The sequence below is a fragment of the Rhodococcus ruber NBRC 15591 genome (assembly GCF_001894945.1).
Taxonomy (GTDB): domain Bacteria; phylum Actinomycetota; class Actinomycetes; order Mycobacteriales; family Mycobacteriaceae; genus Rhodococcus; species Rhodococcus ruber.
In genome coordinates this window covers 44,911-68,151 of sequence record NZ_BCXE01000006.1, presented here as the reverse complement: position 1 = coordinate 68,151, position 23,241 = coordinate 44,911, and the positions used below count along the sequence as shown (strand labels likewise).

Here is a 23,241-nt window from a genome sequence, read left to right as displayed (position 1 = left end):
GGTCACCGCGCGGTGAGCAGGTCGTACCACGCCTCGAGCTGCGGTTCGGTGGCCAGGGAGACGAAGTCGACGTCCGCGCCGGCGTCGCGCCACCGCTCCACGAGCGCCATCAGGCGCACCGAGTCGAGGCCCTGATCGACGAGGCTGACTGCGGGGTCGAGTTCGTCGGCCTCGATCTCGAGAAGCCGCGCGACGTCGGTGCGGATCGTCTCGCGGTCCACGGTGCCGGACTGTGCTGACATGTGATCACTCCTTTTCGGGTGCAACGGGTTCGGGGATGCGCGCGGCCGCGGTCAGGGCCTGGACCCAGCGCCGGGCCACGAGGTCGACGGTGTGCTCGTCGAGCACCTCGGCGGGCGCGGCGAATTCGCAGTCGAGCACGGGACCCTCCGCGGTGTCCTCGACGACGGCGTCGACATGCAGGACGTGGTCGAGCGGCGTGGCCGGGTCGACGGAACCGCCGAGCGCGACGGCCTCGGGTGCGCCGGACCACGGGGCACCGGTGTCCTCCCCCAGCGTCATCCGGCCGAGGTAGTTGAACACCACCTGCGGTCGCCGATAGCGGTCGAAGGCCGGGTCCGGGGCGAGTCGGTGCAGCAGTCCGAACCCGATACCGTTGTCGGGCACAGCCTTCAAGGCTTCCGTGACGCGCGTGCGGACCGCGTGTGCGGCAGCCGCTTCGGCCAGGGCATCCCCGGGGTCGATGCCGGACAGGTTCAACGCGACCGGGAACATCGAGGTGAACCATCCGACGGTGCGCGCGACGTCGGACCCGGGCACGATCTGCTCCTCGCGTCCGTGGCCCTCGAGTTCGACGCGCACGACGTCGCCGCCGCGGACCGAGGCCACCGCCACGGCGAGCGCCGCGAGCAGGGCGTCGTTCACGGCCCCGGAGGCGAGAACGTCCTCGGTGACCGGCACGGGGACCCGCACGTGCGTCGAGCGCAGCGCCGCGACCGTGTCGCGGACCGGGTCCAGCGGCCGCGCGCCGAGCAGTGGTTCGACCGCGTCGACCGCGGGTTGCCATGCGGGCAGCGAGGTCCTGACCCGCTCGGAGCGCGCGGCCGCGGCGAGGCCGGTCGCCCACGCCCGGAACGACGTGCCCGGCGGCGTCAGCGCGACGGTCTCGCCGCGGCCGGCCTGTTCGACGGCATCGGCCAGGTCCGGGACGAGGATGCGCCACGACACACCGTCGATCACCAGGTGATGCACGGCGACGAACACGCGGCCGGGGCGGTCCGGCCCGAAGTCGAACCAGATCACCTGCACCATCACTCCGGATTCCGGATCGAGTGCGCCGTAGGCGATTTCACGTTCAGCAGCGAATCGGTCCGCCCACCGCTCGGCGTCGACCTCGCCGACCTCGACGCGGCGCACCAGTGTCTCGATGTCCGGTGCGTCCTCGGGGACGGTCCAGCGCGGCCCGCCGTCGGTGACGACGAACCGGGACCGCAGCATCGGATGGGTGTCGAGCAGCGCCGCGACGGCCGTTCCGAGCACGTCCACGGTGAGGCCGACGGGTGCGACGAGCAGCCGGGCCTGCGAGAACCGCGCGAGGTCGCCACCCCACGCGAGGGCCTCCCACACGATCGGGGTGATCGGCACGTCGCCCGTCGCGGCGATCGCGGGCACCGTCGCCGGGACGGCGGGTTCGTCGACGGCCGCCAGCGCCGCGACGGTGCGCAGCTCGAACACCTGCCGGGCCGTGAGCCGGAGCCCGGCGGCCCGAGCGCGGGAGACGAACTGGATCGAGACGATCGAGTCGCCGCCGAGGGCGAAGAAGTCGTCGTCGATCCCGACGCGGTCGAGGCCGAGCACCTCGGCGGCCACCTCCGCCAGCGCGGCCTCCCGCGCGGTGCGCGGCTCCCCCGAACCGGCCAGCGCCCCGAAGTCCGGCTCCGGCAGCGCCTTCCGGTCCACCTTGCCGTTGGCGGTGACGGGGAATGCGGCCAGCACGAGCACCGCGGCCGGCACCAGGTAGTCGGGGACCCGCTCGGCGAGCACGGCCCGCACGGCGGCGGGGTCCACGTCGCCGTCGGGGACGACGTAGCCGACGAGGCGGCGCACCCCGCGGTCGTCGGTGTGGGCGACGGCGACGGCGTCGCGCACCCCGCGCACCGCGGTCAGCGCCGCCTCGACCTCGCCGAGCTCGACCCGGAATCCGCGGATCTTGACCTGGTCGTCGCCGCGGCCGAGGAATTCGAGGGTGACCCGGCCGTCGCCCGCCGGGACGCGGCGCACGACGTCGCCGGTGCGGTACATACGGGCGCCGGGCGGACCGAACGGGTCGGGCAGGAAGCGGGTGCCGGTCAGGTCGGGTCGGCCGAGGTAGCCCCGGGCGACGCCGGATCCGGCGACGTACAGCTCCCCCGCGACGCCGACCGGCACGGGGCGCAGCATCCGGTCGAGGACGTAGGCGGCGGCGCCGTGTACGGCCCGGCCCAGGCACGGGGCGTCGGCGTCGGTGACCTGTCCGACGAGCGAGTCGACGGTGCATTCGGTCGGTCCGTAGAGGTTGAACGCACGTCCGTCGGTCAGCTCCCGCAGCCGCCGCCACAGCGCCGGGTTGACGGCCTCACCGCCGAATCCGACCGTGGCGGGGCGGTGCTCGCCGTCGAACAGCCCGGCCGCGACCATGCGGTCGAGAAACGACGGGGTGACCTCGAGGAAGTCGAGGGCGTGCGCGGCGACGTAACCGACCATCGCCTCGGGGTCGCGCATGGTGTCCTCGTCGAACACGTGCACGGCGTGGCCGTCGAGCAGCCACAGCATCGGCTGCCACGAGGCGTCGAACCCGAACGACCACGCGTGCCCGACACCCACGCTCGGCCGTCCCGCCGCCGCCACCGTGGGCACGTACAGGTCGGCGCGGTGGCTGTCGAACAGGCCGAGCAGGTTCGCGTGCGTGACCGCCACGCCCTTCGGCAGTCCGGTGGAGCCGGACGTGTAGATGACGTACACCGGATGCTCGGGCCGGAGCGGCGCGGTGCGCTCGCGGTCGGTGACGGGGACGGCCGGACGGACCGCGACGTCGGCACGAACCGACTCGTCGTCGAGGTCGAGCACCGGCACCGCACCGAGCACCGGTCGCAGCGTGTGCGCGACGCCGCCGCCGGTGACCACGACCCGCGGCCGCGAGTCGCCGGCCATGTGGGCGAGGCGCTCGGCCGGATACGACGGGTCCATCGGCACGTAGGCGCCGCCGGCGGCGTGCACGGCACAGATCGCGACCATCATCTCGGCCGAGCGCGGCAGGGCCAGGCCCACGAGCGCCTCGGGTCCGACGCCTTCGTCGATCAGCCGCCGTGCCAGCCGCGCCGAGGCGGCGCCGAGCTCGGCGAAGGTCAGGTGCTCGTCCCCGCACACGACGGCCGTCGCGTCCGGGGTGCGGGCGACCTGCGCCGCCAGGAGAGCGGGCACGGTGCCGTGCCCGCTCGACGGCGCCGGAGCGGTCGACGAGAGCTCGTGCCACCGTCCTCGCTCGGCCGGGCCGAGGACGTCGAGCTGCGCGACGCGCCGCGGCCGGTCGCCGGCGAACTGCTCGAGGAGGTGCACGAGCCGGCGGCCGATCTCGTCGGCGTCGCCGGCGGTGAACAGCGCCCGCTGATACTCGAGGGTGAGGGCGAGCTCGTCGTCGAGCCCGGCGACGAGCACCAGGGGGAAGTTGGTGGCGTCGTGGCCGCGGACGTCGGTGACGTCGAGGCCGCCGGAACGCTGCGCGCGGGCGAGGGCGTCGGTGTCGATCGGGTAGCTCTCGAACACGATGAGGGTGTCGAAGAGCTCTCCGACGCCGACGGCGCGCTGGATGTCGGCGAGTCCGACGTACTGGTGATCGAGGAGCCGGTTCTGCTCGCCTTGGACGCGGCGGAGCAGGTCGTCGGTGGGCTCGCCGGGGCGCAGCGCGACGCGCACGGGCACGGTGTTGATGAACAGACCGATCATCGTCTCGATGCCGGGCACGTCCGGGACGCGGCCGGAGACGACAGCACCGAAGGTCACGTCCGTGCGGTCGAGCCGGGCGCCGAGAAGGACCGCCCATGCGGTCTGCACCGCGGTGTTCACGGTGACGCCGAGGTCGCGGCAGCGGCGCTGCAGCCGCGCGGCCAGGCCGGCCGGAACCGGCACGGGAAGTTCGGCGGGCAGCGTGGCGTCGAGCGACGAGCCGGCGGGGGCGAGCAGCGTGGGCTCCTCGACCCCGGTGAGTGCCTCGCTCCAGCGGCGCAGTCCGTCGTCGGTGTCGCGGTCGCCCAGCCAGGCGAGGTAGTCGGTGAACGGCCGGACCGCGGGCAGCGCCGCCGGATCGGCCCCCGCCCCGTACAGGGTGAACAGTTCCTGCACGAGCAGCGGCGACGACCACCCGTCGAGCAGCAGGTGGTGCGCGGCGACGATCAACCGGTGCCGGTCCGGCGCGAGGCACACGAGCGTGAACCGCACCAGCGGCGCGGCCGCGACGTCGAACCGGGTGGCGCGGTCGGCGGCGACGAGCTCGTCGCTGCGCTCCTCGACCGGCCGAATGTCACATTGCGTCGATCCAACCGACGCAATGTGACATTCGGCCACGGGGGCGGGGGTGGTCACGGGGGTGGGTGTGAGGGCGACGTCCGTCCACCGCAGGCCCGGGTCCCGGAGGACGACGCCGATCGGGTCGCCCGCCGCAGTGGTGCGGAACCCGGTGCGCAGATTCGCGTGCCGGTGCAGCAACGCGGCGGCGCTGCGCCGCAGGGTGTCCCGGTCGAGATCACCGCGCAGATCGAGGACGGTCTGCATCGAGTACACGTCGGTCCCGGTGCCGCCGTCGAGACCGGCGAGGAAGAACATCCCGCGCTGCAACGGCGTCAGCGGCACGACGTCGTCGATCGGGCCGAGTTCGGCGGTGAGCGAGTCCAGTTCCGTAATGGTCAGCCTGGGGTAGGTCAGATCCGACGGGGTGGGACCGCCGGCGCCGGGGGCGTCGGCGTGCCGGGCCAGCGCGGTCAGGGCCTCCACCCAGCGACGGGCGACGAGGGTGAGGGTTTCCTCGTCGAGGACCTCCGCCGCCGTGAATTCGCAGACGATCTCGGGTCCGGCGGGGCCGTCCTCGGTGACGGCGTTGACGTCCAGGACGTGGTCGAGCGGGGTGCCGGGATCGACGGCGCCGCCGAGCGCGCCCGCCTCCGGTGCGGTGGACCACTCCTGACCGGTGTTCTCCCCCAGCGTCATCCGGCCGAGGTAATTGAACATCACGTCGGGAGAACGGTATCCGGGGAAGTTCCGCGTTCCCTCCGGGGCGAGCCGCCGCAGCAGCCCGAATCCGATGCCGTCGTCGGGCAGTGCCCGCAGCGACTCCTTGACCTGTGCGAGAGCGGTCCCGGTGGCGGCGGTTCCGGCGAGTGCCTCGTGCGGATCGATGCCGGACACGTCGAGCACGGCGGGGTACAGGGTGGTGAACCAGCCGACGGTGCGGGACAGGTCGGCGCCCGGCACGACGTGCTCGGCGCGGCCGTGGCCCTCGAGGTGCACGCGCAGCCCGTCGCCGCCGCGTACCGACGTCACGGCCAGCGCAAGGGCGGTGAGCAGCACATCCGCGACGCCCGCCCGGTACGCGGCGGGCACGGTGGTGAGCACCTTCTCGGCGACCGCCACGGGGACCCGCACCTCGCGCGACCGGGTGGTGGCGACGGTGTCGCGCGCCGGATCCAGCGGGCGGGCACCGAGCCGCGGTTCCGCGGTTCCGGCGATCTGCTGCCAGCGCGGCAGGGACTGCGCGATGCGGTCGGACGCGGCGGCTGCCGTGAGCCCGAGCGCCCAGTCCCGGAAGGAGGTGCCGGCCGGCTCGAGGTCCGGCGCGGTGCCCCGCCGCGCCTGATCGACGGCGGCCGCGAGGTCGGGAACCAGGATCCGCCACGACACACCGTCGACGACGAGGTGGTGCACGACGACGAACACCCGGCCCGCGGCGCCGGGGCCGGCGTCGAGGAACAGCACGCGGATCATCCGTCCGGCCGCGGGGTCGAGCTCCGCCAGGGCGCGAGCACGTTCGGTCTCGAACAGCGCCCGCCACCGCGGGCCGTCGAGGCCTGCCGCATCGACGCGGCGCACCACGCTCTCGGGGTCCGGAACATCTTCGGGGACTATCCATTCCGCATTGTCGCCGGCCACGGTGAGCCGTGAGCGCAGCATGGGGTGGGTGCGCAGCAGCGCGGCGACGGCGGCGGCGAGGTGCGCTTCGGTGAGCCCGGCCGGGGCGACGAGCAGGCGGGACTGCGCGAAGCGCCGCAGATCCCCTCCGTGGTCGAGGGTTTCGCGCACGATCGGGGTGAGCGGGACCGGACCGGTGGCCGCGACGACGGGCCGCGCCGGCTGCTCGTCCCCGGTGTCGGCGTCGCAGGCCGCAGCGAGCGCGGCGACGGTGCGCAGTTCGAACACCTGACGCGCGGTGATCCGCACGTCGGCGGTGCGGGCGCGGGACACCAGCTGGATCGAGACGATGGAATCGCCGCCGAGGGTGAAGAAGTCGTCGTCGATGCCGACGCGGTCGAGACCGAGGACCTCCGCGAACGCGGAGCACAACGCCGCCTCCGTGTCGGTGCGGGGCTCACCGGATCCGGCGAGGGCACCGAAGTCCGGCTCCGGCAGGGCCTTCCGGTCGACCTTGCCGTTCGCCGTGGTCGGCAGGACCGGCAGCGGCAGGATCACGGCGGGCACCAGGTAGTCGGGCAGCCGGGCGGCGACCGCGGCGCGCACGGCCCCGGGATCCGCCGTTCCGGTGACGTAGCCGACCAGGCGACGCACGGCGCGGGCGTCGGTGTGGGCGACGACGACCGCGGCATCCACCCCCGGCACGGCACCCAGCGCGGCCTCGACCTCGCCGAGTTCGACGCGGAAACCACGGATCTTGACCTGGTCGTCGGCGCGGCCCACGTATTCGAGGGCGCCCCGCTCGGTGTCGACCGGGTCGGGTGACCACCGCACGGTGTCGACCGGGTCCGGCAGCCACCGCACGGTGCCGACCGGGTCCGGTAGCCACCGCACGGTGTCGATTGGGTCCGGTAGCCACCGCACGGTGTCGATTGGGTCCGGTAGCCACCGCACGATGTCACCGGTGCGGTACATCCGGTCCCCGGTGAACGGGTCGGCGACGAACCGCTCCCCCGTCCGGCCGGGCTGTCCCAGGTAGCCGCGGGCGAGACCGCCGCCGGCGACGTAGAGTTCCCCGGCCACACCGGGTGGCGCCGGTCGCAGCCACCGGTCCAGCACGTACAGCCGGGTGCCGGGGGTCGGACCGCCGATGGTGACGGTGTCGCCGCCGATCCGGGTGTATGCGGCGTCGACGGTGCATTCGGTGGGGCCGTAGCAGTTGTAGGCCTCGACGTCGTCCGCGGCGCGCAGTCGCTGCCACAGCGCCGACCCGACGGCCTCGCCGCCGACGGTGACCGTGGCGGGCCGGTGGCGGTCCCCGTCGAGCAGACCGGCGTCGAGCAGACCACTCATCAGCACGGGCACGCAGTCGACGTGGTCGATGCGGTGGGTGCGCACGTAGTCGACGACGAATGCGGTGTCGCTGCGGTGCTCGTCGGGCAGCACGTGCAGGGTGTGCCCGGACAGCAGCCAGGTCAGGGCGGCGACGGCCGAGTCGAAGGCGAACGGGTAGGTGAGCAGCACCCGCCGTGTGCCCGATGCCGACGGCATGATCGTCTCTCTCTGTGCGGCAAGGAAATCGGCGAGATTGGCGTGGGTGACGACGACGCCCTTGGGGAGACCGGTGGAGCCGGAGGTGTAGACGACGTACGCGGTGTGGCCGGGGCGGAGCGGCCGGCGACGGTCGGCGTCGGTCACCGCGGCGGCGGGCAGTGCGGTGAGCCGGGCCTGCACGTCCGGATCGTCCAGCACGACGACGTGCGCACCACCGCCGGGGAGGGTCGCTCCGAGTTCCGCGGCGACGGCGCCGGTGGTGAGCACGACGCCGGGACGGGCGTCGGCGACCATGTGGGCGAGCCGGTCCGCCGGGTACGACGGGTCGAGCGGAAGGTAGGCACCGCCTGCGGCGAGCACCGCGAGGATGGCCTCGACGGTCGCGGCGGAGCGCGGCAGGGCCAGGCCCACGAGCACGTCGGGTCCGACACCGAGCTCGATCAGCAGCCGCGCGAGCCGCGCCGAGTTCGCTCCCAGTTCCGCGAAGGTGCGCTCCTCGGCGCCGCACACCACCGCGAGGGTGCCGGGCTCCCCCGGGGCGGGCAGCGCCGCGACGGTGCCATCCGCGGGAGCGGCCGGTGCGACGGACCACGTGCCGAGGACGCGACCGCGCTCGGCGCCGGTGAGCAGGTCCAGCCCGGCGGCCGGGCGGTCCGGCGCGGCGGCGAGAGTGTCGAGGATGTGGACGAGGCGGTCGGCGAGGGCGGCGGCGTCGTCCGCGGTGAACACACCGGGCCGGTAGTCGAGGGTCATGACGAGGGTCTCGGCGACACCCGCGGTGAGCACGAGCGGATAGTTGGTGGCGTCGCGGCCCTCGACGGCGGCGATCGTGACCCCGCCCGCGCGCTCGGCGCGGTCGAGCGCGTCCCGGTCCACGGGGTAGCTCTCGAAGACGGTGAGGGTGTCGAACAGCTCCCCGAGCCCGGTCTCCCGCTGGACCTCGGCGAGGCCGAGGTACTGATGGTCGACGGTGCGGGACTGCGCCAGCTGCACCTGTCGCAGCAACTCGGTGACGGTGGCGCGGGGATCCAGGCGCACCCGCACGGGCACGGTGTTGATGAACAGCCCGACCATGGATTCGACGCCGGTCAGTTCCGGCGGTCGCCCGGAGACGGTGGCGCCGAAGACGATGTCGTCGCGGCCGAGGAGTCCGGACAGCAGCAGCGCCCAGCCGGTCTGCAGGACGGTGTTGAGGGTGACGCCGGCGTCGCGGGCGAGGCCGGTGAGCCGGTCGTTCAGCTCGACCGGCACGTCGACGGCGAGTGCGACGGTGGGTGTGGTGGCGCGGGTGGCGCCGGGCGGGGCGACGAGGCTCGGTTCGGTGAGCCCGTCGAGGGATTCGCGCCACAGCGCGCGAGCGGCGTCGTGGTCCTGCCGGTCGAGCCAGCTGAGGTAGTCGCGGAAGGGCCGCACCGGGGCCAGCCCGGCGGCGGTGCCGCCGGCGGCGTAGATCTCGAGGAGTTCGCGCACCAGGATCGGGGTGGACCAGCCGTCGACGACGATGTGGTGGGCGGTGAGCACGAACCGCACGTCGTCGGGCCCGAATCGCACGAACAGCCAGCGGATCAGCGGTGGCCGCGCGAGGTCGAACCAGTCGCGCAGATCCTCGTCGAGCAGATCCGCGAGACGTCGCTCGGACTCGTCGACCGCGAAACCGGTGAGATCGACACTGCGCCAAAGCGCCTCGACACCGCGCACGACGAGCCCGGCGGTGCGGCCGTCCTTGCGGGGACGGAAACACGTGCGCAGGGCAGGGTGCCGGTCCAGCAGCGCCTGCGCGGAGGCTCGCAGGGTGTCCTCGTCCACCCGCCCGGTCAGGCGCAGCACGGACTGCACGGTGTAGGCGTCCGGTTCGACGGCTCCGGCGGCACGGGCGGCGTCGTCGGGCGCGGCGACGGTGCTGAGGTAGAGCAGGCCCTGCTGCAGCGGCGAGAGGGGAACGATGTCTTCGAGCGCGGAGGTGCGGGTCATGGCTGCCTATCGGAGCGGGTGTGCGACGAACACGGCCCCCGGGTCGCCGGACGCGGGGGCCGTGGGTGCCGGGAGGGCTACTGCTGCTGGTTCGCGGGCAGCGCGGCGAGCGCCTGATCGATGGAATCGAGTGCGAGCAGCGCGGTCTCGTAGGTCGCGGCGTGGGAGTGCCGGACCGGGACCAGGTTTCCAGCCTGCACGGCGGGCAGGGCCTGCCACAGCGGGGAGGCCATCAGCTCCTGCAGCTCGGGCGAGACGGACCCGTCGCCCTCGACGCCGTAGACGATGACGTCGACGTCCCCGAGGTTCCGGCCGATCTCCTCGACGGAGAGGTACTCGCCGTGCACGGCCTCGGGATCGGCGGGCTGACCGGGGAATTGCAGGTCGAGGTCCTGGAAGAGGTTGGTGGTGTACGAGGAGGCGTACTCGCGGTAGAACTCACCCGGCTCGGTGCCGCACACATTGCAGACCCCGGCGAAGGTCAGGTTCCCGAGGGTGCCGCGGTACTTGTCGGCGATCTCGGCGGCACGCGCCTCGTACTGTTCCTTGTACTCGCCGTACTCCTCGGAGACGCCGGCGGCGTCGGCGTACTGCTCGCCGAGCATGCGCCAGTCACCGGGGTCGGTCAGGCCGAGGAAGACCACCGGAGCGAGCGCCTCGAGCTTGGCCGTGTCGAGCTGCGACTGCACGCGCGCGGGCACGCCCATGATGATCAGGTCGGGTGCGGCGGCGGCCACGGCCTCGTAGTCGAGTTCGCTCACGGCTCCGTCCGGCGCCACCTTGGGCAGGGCCTCGTACGCGGCCTCGGTCTCGGCGTCCATGTTGTCGAGCTCGCGGGTCCACTCGCAGGCCGCAGCCAGGTTCGCCTCGGCCTGGAGCAGCGGCAGGACCGCGTAGCCGCAGGCGACGATGCGCTGCGGATCGGCCGGGATCTCGATCGACCCGTTCTGCGCCTCGAACGTGCGCGTGGTGCTCGCGCCGGACTCCTCACCGGTGCCGCTGTCGCTGCCGCATCCCGCGAGGCCGATCGCCAGCATCGCCGCCGCGCCGATCGCCGCCGCGCGGCGCACCCGGCCCAGTCCCTCAACCCGCATCGCTCACTCCCACATGTCTGTTCGCCGGGCACCTGCCCGAACTCAGTTGGTTAGGCTAACCGAACCTACTCTGCGCGCCAAGCGCTACGTCTCCGGACCACGGCGTCCCCTCACGCGTCGCGCCGGTCCGAGCCGCCGGCTCCCCCGCCACCGCGTCGCCACCACCGCAGCCGCACACGCACCGCCCCTCCGGTGCGGAGGCCGACCCTGCCGCAACCCCGACCTCGGCGAGGCAGGCAACACCGCCTCGGTGGACACCCTCGCCTCCTGAAGATGCTCCTCGCGCCGGCGCGGCCCGAGGTGGACGCCGTGCGGCACCCGACGGGTGGGCGACACCGCCCCGATCCTGGAGAAATGGCACGATGGCGCGGTGAGCATCGGTAGCTATCTGGCCCTGATGGGCGTCTGGCTGGCCGGGGTCGTCTCCCCCGGACCGGATGCTGTTGTGGTGCTGCGACAGTCGGTCCTGGGGTCCCGCCGCCTCGGGATCGCCACAGCCCTCGGGATCGCCACCGGAATCGCGGTCTGGGTCACCGTAGCGATGCTGGGTGTGGCGGCCGGACCACCGAAGGTGCTCGCCGCCGTCCAGATCCTCGGGGCGGCGCTGCTGCTGTACCTGGCCGTGGCGACCCTCCGGGCGCGGCCCCTCACCGACACCGCAACGGGCGCATCGCCGCAATCCCCGTCGACGTCCTTCGCGCTCGGTGTCGCCACCAACATCACCAACCCGAAAGCGGTGGTGTTCTTCATGGCCGTGTTCGCCACACTGATACCGCAGCACGCCTCCGGAGCAGACAAGCTCACCGTGGCCGTGTTGCTGATCGCCTCCGAAGCCGCGTGGTTCGGTGCCCTCGCCTGGTTCGCATCCGCGAAAGTCGTCGACCACTGGCTGCGGTCCCATGCCCGCGCGTTCGCCCGCACCACCTCCGCGGTCCTGACGATTCTCGCCGGGGTCGTGCTGTGGTCGGGCACAACAGAACTACTCGCCTGACCCCGGGCGACCTCGAGTCGGGCGCACCGGCCCGGCCACCCCCTCCACCCGAGCAATCGGAGGGTGCCACGCCCACGACCTTCGCGCACTGCTCCCGTGCAACCGCATCTGCGCGACGGGCTCACCGCAGGGCGCGTATCCCCAGATTCCCGCGACCCCTCATTTCGACGAGGCCGAGAGGATCACGTCACCCGTTGGCTGCTTGAACGACCCTGCTGTGCGCGGGTTCTCCGGCCTGTCGGAGGGGCTCACCGCCCAGGACGGGGGACATCGGCGGAAGTCAGAGGGCCGGTATGCCTACGGTTCGGGTCGGGGCACCCTCGGGAGAGGCGGCGTTCAGCTGCTGGACGTCGGCGCTGTGGGCGCGCAGCGCTGCGCGGACTTCGACGCCGGCCCGGCGTCGGCACTGTCGCCGTCCCGGTCGTGGACGACCACAATCAGCACGGCCCGTGACGGCGACACCGATCGGACGCGATGGGGGGTATTCGCGTCGAAGTAGAGGCTGTCCCCCTCGTCCAGGGTGATCACCTGATCGGGGATGCTCACCTCGACAGTCCCCTCCTTGACAAGGATGAACTCTTCACCCGGGTGCTCCATGTAGTCGGATCCGGGTTGCGTCGTCGGGTGAACAATGAACGGCTGCATGGATTTACCGATCATGCGGGTGGCGACGGCGTCGTAGACCGCACTCCCGTCGCGCTCGTCGACCTGCGCGCGCTCACCTCGCCGCTCGACCGTCATCATGCTGTTGTCGGGGCTGTCGGAGAACAGCTGACTGACATCGGCGTCCAGGGCCCGCGCGATCTTCAGCGCCACCGCGATCGACGGTGTACTGATCCCTCGCTCGACCTTCGACAGGTAGCTCTTGGTCAGCCCGGTGCCCTCGGCGAGGGCCTCCAAGGTCAACCCCGCCCGGCGTCGATGCGACCGCAGTAGCGCAGCCATCGTGTCCACACCTCCCTCTCGGTTGCGCCCGCGAAGACAGGCGTCCCCGCACACGCCCACCCTACCGACCACGTCACCCGGTTGCACTATAGGACACTTTGTGTCCTATAGTGCTCTACGTGTCATCGACTTGTCCGTGGTGAAAGGAGCCCCGAGGATGGCGACAACGATGAATCTCGGCAAAGCCGAGTTGATGGAGACCGCCAAGAAGACCATGCTCACCGAGGTCGCGGCGGCCGAGTGGACGGACCGCCAGAAGATCGCCCTGACCTGCCGGGCCCTGTTCGATGCCGGACACGACTCCGGTCTGGCGGGCCAGATCTCCGCGCGCGGCACGGCACCGGGAACCTTCCTCACGCAGCGGCTCGGTCTCGGCTTCGACGAGATCACCGAAAGCAACCTGCTCCTCGTCGACGAGGACCTTCAGGTTCTCGAAGGCAGCGGCATGGCGAACCCGGCCAACAGGTTCCACAGCTGGATCTACCGGGCACGGCCGGATGTGAACTGCATCGTCCACACGCATCCGCTGCACGCGGCGGCATTGTCCATGCTCGAGATCCCCCTGCAGGTCTCGCAGATGGACGTCGCCCCGCTCTACGACGACTGTGCGTTCCTGCCGGACTGGCCGGGAGTTCCCGTCGGCAACGAGGAGGGCGAGATCATCTCTGCCGCGCTCGGTGACAAGCGCGCGATCCTGCTCGCCCACCACGGGCAACTCGTCGTCGGATCGACCATCGAAGAGGCGTGCTCGCTGGCGCACCTGATCGAACGGGCGGCCCGCCTGCAACTGCTCGCGATGGCGGCCGGCGAGATCAAGCCTCTTCCCCCACGGCTGGCGCGTGAGGCCCACGACTGGACCCTCACCCCACGCCGCAGCGAAGCCAACTTCGGCTACTACGCACGCAAGGCCCTGCGCTCCCACCCGGACGCGATCGACTGCCACTGACCCCGGCCACCCACCATCCGAATTCTCTTGGAGTGCACCTTGACCACAATCAGCGGAATCGTTGCATACCCCGTCACACCGTTCGACAGCCGAGACCCCGAGACGATCGACGTGGACATCCTGCACCTGCTGCTGGACCGCATGATCGATGCAGGCGTCGATGCGATCGCCCCCCTCGGCAGCACCGGGGAGAGCGCCTACCTCGACCACAACGAGTGGATCACCGTCGCAACCGAAACCATCGAGCACACCGACGGCCGGGTGCCGACGGTCGTCGGAGTCTCGGACCTGACCACTGCCGGCACGATCCGTCGCGCGCAGATCGCCGAGCGCCTCGGCGCCACGGCGGTGATGGCGCTGCCCACCTCGTACTGGCGCCTCACCGAGGAAGAGGTCCGGTTGCACTTCACCACCCTCGCCGAATCGATCGGAATCCCGGTGATGGTCTACAACAACCCAGCTACCACCGGCATCGACATGACGGCGGAGTTCCTGTTCGACCTCGTCGCCACGGTCGAGAACATCACGATGGTCAAGGAATCCACCGGTGACATTGCGCGCATGCACCGCCTGAACGAACTCAGCGGCAACACACTTGCGTTCTTCAACGGCAGCAACCCGCTGGCGCAGAGGGCCTTTCAGGCGGGTGCCGCAGGCTGGTGCACCGCGGCGCCGTGCCTGATCCCGCACCGGATCGTCGAGTTCCACCGCGCGATCACCACGGGCCGGGAGGACGAGGCGGCCGAACTCTTCGATCGGCTCCGTCCGCTCCTCGACATGATCGTCAGCCGCGGGCTTCCGGCCACGATCAAGGCGGGCCTGCGCAGCGTCGGCGTCGAGGCGGGAACCCCGCGCCGGCCCCTGCTTCCCCTCGATGAACCCGAAACCGCCCGACTCGAGGAGCTCATCGCCGCCTGCCGGTGACGGAACACCACCACCGCTCGTATTTCACACGCAGCACTGGCCGAACGCTGCCGCCTGCCGAGCGCAGCGCATCCCGCATCGAACTTCGCAGACGCAGAGCCCGCGGACACTACGCACTGGCACCGCTCCACCCGAGACCTTCGAAAACCCACAGGAGCAACCGAATTGACAACGACCACCACTCCGACGGTCCGACCGCTCGCCCCCACCGACGAGACCCGCTGGCGCGTCCTCTTCCGTGAGTACCGCACGTTCTACAAGCTGCCCGAGTCCGAGGACATCGTCTCCCGTGCATGGGGATGGTTCATGGATCCCCGACACGAATGCAAGGCGCTCGTCGCGGAGGCGCACGGCGAGATCCTCGGGTTCGCACACCACCGTCGTTTCTCCTCGCCCTACACCGGTACCACCGGTCTCTTCCTCGACGATCTGTTCACCGACCCCGCGGCCCGGGGCCGGGGGGTCGGACGTGCACTGATCGAGCGTCTCACCGAGATGGCCGCCGCCGAGGGCCGCGCCGTGGTGCAGTGGGTGACCGCCGAGGACAACCATCGAGCCCAGGCGCTCTACAACACCCTCGCCACACGAACGAACTGGGTCACCTACGAAGCCGAGCCCTCGGCGAGGTGATCACTGCACCATGAGCGTGTTCCTTCCAGGAGTCCTGCGGTAGGACTTCGTCCGGTCAGGATGCAGTGATGGCCGGCCGGGCAGGTACCGACCCGACGGTCGAGTGCGCGTCGCAGTTCGCGCACGACGGCGTAGGGGTCGGTCCTGCCCGGCTGTGTCGGGGTCGGTCGACCGCAGCATCGTGAGGAACAGGTGCGCAGGGCCGGCCAGGGGTGGCCTGCGGGCGCGCCTGCCGGCCCAGCGCACAGACACTCACCCGAACTCCAGGGCGAACTCGTCGATCTCGGACTGGTCCAGACCACTCAGCGTCAGATCGGAGGGCGTGAAGCCGCCCGCGTCGTCGCGCGCGGCGTGGTCGGCGAGCGCACGCAGCGCCGCGACCCAGCCGTGTGCCAGCTCGGCGACGACGGTCGCCGTGACGACGCCGGTGGCGTACCCCCACGTCGCGCGGAGCACCGGCCCGGCCGGCGTCTCCTCGGTGACGGCACCGACCTCGATCGCGTGGCTCACCGGCATCGCCTCGTCGGTGGCGCCACCGAGCACGCCGGCTTCCGGAGCCGCCGTCCACGGCGCGCCGGTCCCGTCGCCGAGGGTCAGCCGGCCGAGGTAGTTGAACCCGATCTCCGGTGCCGGTCCGGCCCCGAGCTCGGCCGCGGAGTCGGGGTCGAGGTGACGGAGCATGCCGAATCCGATTCCGCTGTCCGGGATCTCCCGCAGTTGCTCCTTGACGAGCTTGAGCGCCGCACCGGCGGCGGCCCCACCGGCGAAGGCCTCGGCGAGGTCCACCGCCGACACGTCGAGACGGACCGGATACAGGGTGGTGAACCAGCCGACGGTGCGGGACAGGTCGGCGCCGGGCACCACCTGCTCCTCACGTCCGTGCCCCTCCCGGTCCACCGGGACCGGCCCGCCGCCGCACGCCCGGCGCACGGTCAGCGCCAACGCGGTCAGCAGCACGTCGTCGACACCCGCGCGGAACCGCTCCGGCACGGTGGTCAGCAGCGCCTCGGTCACCGACGCCGGGACCTCCACCTGCACCCGCGCGACCGTGGCCAGCGTGTCACGCACCGGGTCCACGTCCCGCCCGGCAATTCGCACGCACCCGGCGGGTTCGAGGACGCGGCGCCACAACGCCAGTTCGCCGCGCCGCGCGGGGACCTGCTCCAGCAGTCCCCGCGCCCATGCCCGCAGCGGTGTTCCCCCGCCGTCCGGTTCGACGCCCTCGCAGGCGGCGGCCAGGTCCGGGACCAGGATCCGCCACGAGACCCCGTCGACCACCAGGTGGTGTATCACCACCAGGACCCGGCCCGGGCGGTCCGGCCCGGTGTCGAAGAAGACCAGCCGCATCATCGCGCCGGCCTCGGGATCGAGGGCGGCGCACGCGACGTCGGTCTCCTCGGACAGCACCGACGAGCGCGCCCGCTCGTCGAGTCCCCGGACGTCCACCCGTCTGACAAGCGCGGCCGGATCTACGACGTCCGCGGCACGGACGTCGAAGGTCCGTGCGACCGGATCGAAGACGGCACGCAGCGCGTCGTGCCCCGCGAGCACCCGGCCCACCGCGCCGGCCAGGGTGGCGAGGTCGAGGCCGGGGGGTGCGATCAGCAGCCGGGACTGGGCGAATCTCCGGTAGGGGCCGCCACGGTCGAGGAGGTCGTGCACGATCGGGGTCGCGGGGACGAGACCCAGGGCCGCGGTCCGATCCGTCGCCTCCGATACCGGGTCGACCTGCACGATCCGGGCCAGGCCCGCCGGGGTGCGGTGTTCGAAGACGTCGCGCGCGGCGAACCGCAGTCCCGCCGCGCGAGCACGCGACACGAGCTGGATCGAGACGATGGAATCGCCGCCGAGGGAGAAGAAGTCGTCGTCCGGCCCGACCGCGTCCAGGTGCAGCACCTCCGCCACCACCACGCACAGGCGCCGCTCGAGGTCGTTCGCCGGGGCGCGCGGCGCACCGGCGGGCGCGAAGACCGGAGCGGGCAGCGCCCGCCGATCGACCTTGCCGTTCGGGGTGGTCGGGAACTCGTCGAGCACCACGACCGCGGCCGGCACCATGTGCTCGGGCAGGCGACGGGACATATGCTGCCGCAACACCTCCGGGTCGGTCGCATCGCCGACGACGTAGCCGACGAGCCGGCGCCGGCCCGGTTCGTCCTCGCGTGCCACGACCACACAGCCCGCGACCGACGGATGCGCCGACAGCACGGTCTCGATCTCGCCGAGCTCGATACGGAACCCGCGGATCTTGACCTGATCGTCGCTGCGGCCGAGATATTCGAGGACCGGACGGTCGCCGCCCGCGTCGAGCCACCGCACCCGATCGCCGGTGCGGTAGAGCCGGGTTCCGGAGGCACCGAACGGATCGGCCACGTACCGGGTGGAGCTGTGGCCGGGCCGGTTCAGGTAGCCGCGGGTCACGCCGGGCCCGCCGACGTACAGTTCCCCGGCCACGCCCGTCGGTACGAGGCGCAGGCGGTCGTCGAGCACGTACACCCGGGCACCGTCGATCGGCGTCCCGATGTGCGGGCGCACTCCGCGGATCTCGGCAATGGTGGCGTCGACCGTGCATTCGGTGGGGCCGTACATGTTCAGCGCCCGCACCCCGTCGATCGACCCGAGCGTCGACCACAGGTCCGCGGACACGGCCTCGCCGCCCACGGCGAGCAGGCGCGGGCGGTGCGGCGCCGCAGGCTCGACCAGCCCGGCGGCGAGCAGTTCGGTCATGAGCAACGGTACGCAGTCGACGGCGTCGATGCGGTGGGCGCGCACGTAGTCCACGGTGGCGGCGGCGTCGGCGAGCAGATCGGCGTCCGGCAGGTACAGCGTGTGCCCGGCGAGCATGGACAGCAACGGATCGATCGAGGAGTCGAAGGACAGCGCGTAGGTGAGCAGCACCCGCAGCGGCCGGTCCTCCGCGCGGCCGACGGTCCGGCGACGCTGCGTCGCGACCAGGTTCACCACACCCCGGTGCGGCACCACGACGCCCTTGGGGAGGCCGGTCGAGCCGGAGGTGTAGACGATGTACGCGGCGCCGTCGCCGGAGACGGCGCCGGGACGCTCGCCCGGCTCGAGCGGACCGGCCGGGAGCGCGGGGTCCACCGCTGCGAGCGCGGCCTCGTCGAGGACGAGCACGGGCCGGGAGTCGGCGAGCATGTGCTCGACGCGCTCGACCGGGTACCCGGGATCGACCGGCACGTAGGCGCCGCCGGCCTGCCACACCGCGAGGGCCGCGACGATCGCGTCCGTGCCGCGCGGCAGCATCAGCGCGACCACGGTCTCCGGTCCCACGCCGCGGCCGATCAGGTAGCGGGCCAGACGGCCGGCGCGGGCGTGCACTTGCCCGAAGGTCAGCGTCTCGGTGCCGGTGACGAGCGCGGTCGCCTCCGGGGTGCGCTGCGCCTGGCGGGTGAACAGGTCGCCGAGGGTGCCCGCCCCGACGTCCTCGATCTCGTCCATACATACGTACGGGCTGCCGGAGCGGAGGCGGTCGCGTTCGTCGTCGGAGAGCAGGTCGAGCGCGGACAGGCGGGTCTGCGGATCCGTCCCGAGGGCGTCGAAGGCGCGCACCACGCGCCCCGCCAGCGCGTCGGCCGTGGTCGGGTCGAACAGGTCCCGCGCGTACTCCACCCGCACCCGTAGGCCACCGTCCACGTCCTCGATCACGTCGAAGGTCAGGTCGAACAGGGCGGCGCCGGTGTCGACGGTGGACACGCGCGGTTCCAGACCGGCGAAGGCGTCGACGACGGGCGGGGTGCGATGCTGCACGAGCACCTGGAACAGCGGATGCCGGCCGGCGCTGCGAGCCGGCTCGAGGGCCTCGACGAGACGGTCGAACGGCAGGTCCTGATGCGCGTAGGCGTCGAGATCGGTGCTGCGGACCCGGGCGAGCAGGTCGGCGAGCGTGGGGTCACCCGACAGGTCCGTCCGCAGCACCACCATGTTGACGAAGAACCCGACGAGGCCGTCCAGCTCGGCCGCGGGCCGGCCCGCGGTGGGCGAGCCGATCGGGAGGTCCTCCCCCGCGCCGCTGCGTGCGAGTGCGACGGCGACGGCGGTGTGCACGAGCATGAACATCGTGACGTTCGCCGCGCGCGCGACGGCGCGCAGTGCGTCGGCGACGTGCGGGGACACCGGCTGCTCGACCGTGCCGCCCACGAACGAGGCGGTCACCCCACGCGGCCGGTCGGTGGGCAGGGCGAGCTCCTCGGGCATCCCGTCCAGCCGGGCGCGCCAGTAGTCCAGCTGCCGGTCCGCGAGTCCGTCTGCGCCGCCGAGGATCTCGCGGTGCCATACCGCGAAGTCGGCGTACTGCACCGGGAGCGGCGCCGGCGTCCAGGAGCGTCCGGCGGCCGCGGCGGCATACGCGGCGCCGAGCTCGCGCAGCAGGATGGGGGCGGACAGCTCGTCGGCGGCGATGTGGTGCACGAGCACCAGCAGCACGGTCTCCGCGCCTCCGTCGTCGAAGAGCGCCACCCGGATCGGGATCTCGCGTTCGAGGTCGAATGCGTGCCGCGCCTCGGCCGCCGCCGCCGCGTCCAGGCCGGACGCCGGGACGGTGCGGGCGGTGAACGGCACCTCGGGTGCGGCGAGCGCGCGCTGCATGCCGACGCCGTCGTGGTCCTCGAGCACGGTGCGCAGGACCTCGTGCCGGTCGAGGACCGCGCGCACCGCGTCGCGCAGCGCCGCCGGATCGGGGACACCGCGCAGGCGCAGCGTCAGCGGCACGTTGTAGGTCGGGCTCGGCCCCTCGAGGCGGAACTGGAACCACAGCCGCTGCTGCCCCGCCGACAGCGGTGCCCGGTCGCCGCGCTCGACCGGTCGCAGCGGGATCCGCAGCGCTGCAGCACCGTCCGGGCACTGCGCGGCGAGCGCCTCGACGGTCGGGTGGTCGAAGACGGTGCGGATCGGCAGTTCCACGCCGAGCGTGTCGCGGACCGTCGCGATCAGCTTGGCCGCCGCGAGGGAGTGACCGCCGAGGAGGAAGAAGTCGTCGTCGACGCCGACGGTGTCGAGGCCGAGGACGTCCGCGAACGCGGCGCACAGCACGCGTTCGCGTTCGGTGGCGGCCGCGCGCCCGCCGACAAGAGTCCCGAAGTCCGGTTCCGGCAGCGACGTGCGGTCCACCTTGCCGTTCGAGGTGAGCGGCAGCACGTCGAGGAACACGAACGCCGACGGCACCATGTGCGCCGGCAGCCGCCGCGCCACGTGCTCGCGGGCCGCCGCCGGGTCGCCGTCGCCGCCGACCAGGTAGGCGACGAGCCGCGCGGTGCCGGTCGCGTCGGGACGCGCCCCGGCGACGGCCCGCGTGACGCCGGGCAACTCCTGCAGCGCCGCCTCGACCTCGCCGAGTTCGACGCGGAAGCCGCGGATCTTGACCTGGTCGTCCCGGCGGCCGCGGTAGGCGAGGCGGCCGCCCGCGGTCCACCGCACCACGTCGCCGGTGCGGTACATGCGGGTTTCGCTGTCGCCGAACGGGTTCGCCACGAACCGCGCCGCCGTCGCGCCGGGCGCGCCGAGGTAGCCGCGCACCACGCCGGGACCGGCGACGTACAGTTCGCCGTCCACCCCCTCGGGGACGGGCTCGAGCGCGGCGTCGAGCACGTAGGCACGCAGGTTCGCCACCGGCCGGCCGATCACGGGTTCCGCCGCGTCCCCCACCTCGGCGACGAGGACGTCGACGGTGCCCTCCGTGGGGCCGTAGAAGTTGAACGCGGCGCCGTCCCGGTCGCGCAGGCGTCGCCACAGGGTGTCGGTGACGGCGTCGCCGCCGAACCCGAGGGTCGGCACGTCGCGCAGCAGGTCGGCCTCGACGATCTGCTCGAGTTGCGCGGGCGACAGTTCGACGAAGTGCCACCCCTCGCTGCGGGCGAGTTCGGCGAGCCGGTGCGGGTCGCGCTGCGTGGTCTCGTCGACGATGCTCAGCTCGTGCCCGTCGAGCAGCCACAGGTGCGGGCCCCACGAGGCGTCGAACGCGAACGACCAGACGTGCCCGACCCGCAGGCGGTCGCGGCCGGCCTCGGCGCGGGCCCGGGAGAAGACGCGCGCGCGGTGGCTGTGGAACAGGTTGACGGCCCCGCGGTGCGGGACCTCCACGCCCTTGGGCCGGCCGGTCGACCCGGAGGTGTGGATGAGGTAGGCCACGTCGAGCTCGTGCAGCGGTCGGCCGCGTTCGGCGCGGGTCAGCGGCTCGTCGGCGTAACCGGGCAGGTCCAGCTCGTCGAGGTTCACCGGATCGGGCAGGCTCGCGGCGCAGGCGATCTCGGCGATACGTGCGGCGACGTCGCCGCCGGTGAGCACGACACCGGGCGCGGTCTCGGCGAGCACGTGCGCGAGTCGCTCGGCCGGATGGTCGGGGTCCAGCGGGACGCACGTCGCGCCGGCCTCGAGGACGGCGAACAGCGCGACGAGCGTGTCGGTGCGGCGCGGCAGCGCGACGGCGACGCGCCGCTGCGGGCCGAGCCCGGCGCTCAGGAGGTGCCGGGCGAGTCGGCGCGAACGCGCGGCCAGTTCGCCGAAGGTCAGTGCGGTGGCGGCATCGCGCACCGCGGGTGCGTCCGGGTCGCGGGCCACCTGGGCGGCCAGCAGGTCCGGCAGCGTGAGGCCCGCAGGCACCGGCAGGTCGTCGCCGCTGTGCTCGCCGAGGAGGCGGCGGCGCTCGTCGGCGTCGAGGATCTGCAGCCGGGCCAGCGGCCGGTGCGGGTCGGTGAGCGCGGCGACCCGGGTGAGAAGGAGTTCGAGCCGGCGGGCGTGCCGCTCGAGGTCGTCGGCGGTGTAGGCGTCGGCGTCGGCGTCCACCCAGATCTCGAGGCCGCCGGTGTGGTCGAGCGGCCGCGCGGTGACCATGAAGTCCTGCAGCGGGCCCCGGGCCACGGAATGCACCGCGGCGTGCAGGTCCGCGAAACGCAGCCGGTCGCCGAACGGTTTGACGTTGACGGACGGCCCCACGACACCGCGCGAGCCGGCGGGCAGGCGCAGGTCGTTCTGGATGTCCTCCCCGCGGTAGCGGTGGTGCGGACGGCAGTTCGCCACCGCGGCGCGCACGTCGCCGACGAGGTCGGCGAGGGTGCGGGCGGGTTCGGGGCGCAGGCGCAGCGGTACGACGTTGACCGCGGACATCGGCACGGTCGTCGCGGCGCTGCCCAGCCGGTTCATCACCGGGAATCCCACGATCACGTCGCCGCGTCCGGTCGCGGCCCGCAGGTACGCGGCGACGGCGGCGGTGACGACGTCGCCCCAGCTCGCCCCGGTGGCCTTGCCGAGCCGCGAGAGTCCCTGCTGTTGTTCGGCGGTCAGGGTCAGGCGCACGCCGCGGCAGCGGACGGCGATGCCGCCGGGACCGTCGGCGAGGGCCACGGCGTCCTCGGCGCCGTCGAGGTAGCCGGCCCAGAAGTCCCGGTCGGCGGCGAAGTCCGCGGACGCGCGATAGGCGGCCTCCTCGGCGACGACGGGGGCGAGCGGGGCGAACCTCGCCGGCGGCACCGGGCGCCCGAGCACGTCGGCGGTGTAGCGCTCGGCGATGCGCCGGGTGAGCAGGCCGAAGCCGTAGGCGTCGATCACCAGGTGATGGATGCACAGGTAGAGAACCGTGTGCCGGTCGTCGAGCCGGAGCACGGCGGCGCGCAGGCAGAGTTCCCGTGCGGGGTCGAGCACGCGCGTATGGTCCTCGCGCATCCAGTGCTGCGCGGCCGCTTCCGGGTCGGGCTCGCGGCGCAGATCGACGACGGCAGGCTCCGGCGCCGCGTGTGCACCGGGACGGATGACGACCGATCCGTCGGCCTGCACGGCGAAGGCCGCGGTCGGCACCTCGGCTTCGGCGACGGTCTCCCGGACCGCGCGCAGCAGGGCGGCGACGTCGACCTCGCCGCGGAGTTCGACGCATTCCGCGGTGTTGAAGACGGGGTTCGCGGGGTCGAGCTGCTGGGCGAACCACACGCCGGACTGGGCTCGCGTCAGCGGAAACTCCGAGGTCGACAGGCCGGACGTGGGCACGATCGATCCCCTTTCTACGGTCGAATTCGACTGTGCCGTATCGCATCACGAGCGGTGAAGCCGGTCCGGCGCGAAACGTG

General features: G+C 72.8%; 9 protein-coding genes. 4 read left to right on the top strand and 5 right to left on the bottom strand.

From position 1 onward, the window contains the following. Nucleotides 1-2: 2 nt before the first annotated feature. From RR3_RS05570 to RR3_RS05560, 3 genes are all read right to left on the bottom strand, one after another. Nucleotides 3-242 carry a phosphopantetheine-binding protein gene (locus RR3_RS05570; protein WP_010593778.1) on the bottom strand — a complete coding sequence of 80 codons (240 nt, stop codon included), beginning with the start codon at nucleotides 240-242 and terminating at the stop codon, nucleotides 3-5. A gap of 4 nt (nucleotides 243-246) precedes the next feature. Next, nucleotides 247-9,642: a non-ribosomal peptide synthetase gene (locus tag RR3_RS05565; RefSeq protein WP_072786358.1), complete on the bottom strand. Its 9,396-nt coding sequence runs from the start codon at nucleotides 9,640-9,642 to the stop codon at nucleotides 247-249. Nucleotides 9,643-9,719: 77 nt separating this feature from the next. Continuing rightward, on the bottom strand, nucleotides 9,720-10,736 hold the full coding sequence (locus RR3_RS05560) for an ABC transporter substrate-binding protein (protein WP_010593776.1): 1,017 nt from the start codon (nucleotides 10,734-10,736) through the stop codon (nucleotides 9,720-9,722). Nucleotides 10,737-11,106: 370 nt separating this feature from the next. Between RR3_RS05560 and RR3_RS05555 the strand changes: the two genes are divergently transcribed. Beyond that, nucleotides 11,107-11,727, top strand: coding sequence for a LysE family translocator (locus tag RR3_RS05555; protein ID WP_172603549.1), 621 nt, complete (start codon nucleotides 11,107-11,109; stop codon nucleotides 11,725-11,727). 336 nt (nucleotides 11,728-12,063) lie between these two features. Here the strand turns inward: RR3_RS05555 and RR3_RS05550 are convergent, their stop codons facing one another. After that, the gene (locus RR3_RS05550; RefSeq protein ID WP_048772684.1) at nucleotides 12,064-12,672 is read right to left on the bottom strand and encodes a helix-turn-helix domain-containing protein; all 609 of its coding nucleotides are present in this window, start codon (nucleotides 12,670-12,672) and stop codon (nucleotides 12,064-12,066) included. A 157-nt stretch (nucleotides 12,673-12,829) separates the two neighbouring features. Here RR3_RS05550 and RR3_RS05545 point away from each other — a divergent pair, with 157 nt between their 5' ends. The 3 genes from RR3_RS05545 to RR3_RS05535 all read left to right on the top strand — a co-directional run bounded on the left by RR3_RS05545 (nucleotide 12,830) and on the right by RR3_RS05535 (nucleotide 15,172). Next, nucleotides 12,830-13,618, top strand: coding sequence for an aldolase (locus RR3_RS05545; protein WP_010593773.1), 789 nt, complete (start codon nucleotides 12,830-12,832; stop codon nucleotides 13,616-13,618). A gap of 39 nt (nucleotides 13,619-13,657) precedes the next feature. Beyond that, nucleotides 13,658-14,542 carry a dihydrodipicolinate synthase family protein gene (locus RR3_RS05540; protein WP_010593772.1) on the top strand — a complete coding sequence of 295 codons (885 nt, stop codon included), beginning with the start codon at nucleotides 13,658-13,660 and terminating at the stop codon, nucleotides 14,540-14,542. A gap of 165 nt (nucleotides 14,543-14,707) precedes the next feature. Continuing rightward, complete coding sequence (locus tag RR3_RS05535) at nucleotides 14,708-15,172, top strand: GNAT family N-acetyltransferase (RefSeq protein WP_010593771.1); 465 nt, start codon at nucleotides 14,708-14,710, stop codon at nucleotides 15,170-15,172. A 252-nt stretch (nucleotides 15,173-15,424) separates the two neighbouring features. On the opposite strand, the gene RR3_RS05530 is transcribed toward RR3_RS05535, so the two are convergent. Continuing rightward, a complete protein-coding gene (locus RR3_RS05530; protein ID WP_064066162.1) occupies nucleotides 15,425-23,161 on the bottom strand; it encodes a non-ribosomal peptide synthetase in 7,737 nt (2,578 codons plus the stop codon). Between the last annotated feature and the right edge of the window lie 80 nt (nucleotides 23,162-23,241).

What these genes read in the sequence shown, in the direction of transcription:
- RR3_RS05570 (WP_010593778.1), bottom strand. Translation starts at nt 242, where the DNA reads ATGTCAGCACAGTCCGGCACCGTGGACCGCGAGACGATCCGCACCGAC.
- RR3_RS05565 (WP_072786358.1), bottom strand. Translation starts at nt 9,642, where the DNA reads ATGACCCGCACCTCCGCGCTCGAAGACATCGTTCCCCTCTCGCCGCTG.
- RR3_RS05545 (WP_010593773.1), top strand. Translation starts at nt 12,830, where the DNA reads ATGGCGACAACGATGAATCTCGGCAAAGCCGAGTTGATGGAGACCGCC.
- RR3_RS05560 (WP_010593776.1), bottom strand. Translation starts at nt 10,736, where the DNA reads ATGCGGGTTGAGGGACTGGGCCGGGTGCGCCGCGCGGCGGCGATCGGC.
- RR3_RS05550 (WP_048772684.1), bottom strand. Translation starts at nt 12,672, where the DNA reads ATGGCTGCGCTACTGCGGTCGCATCGACGCCGGGCGGGGTTGACCTTG.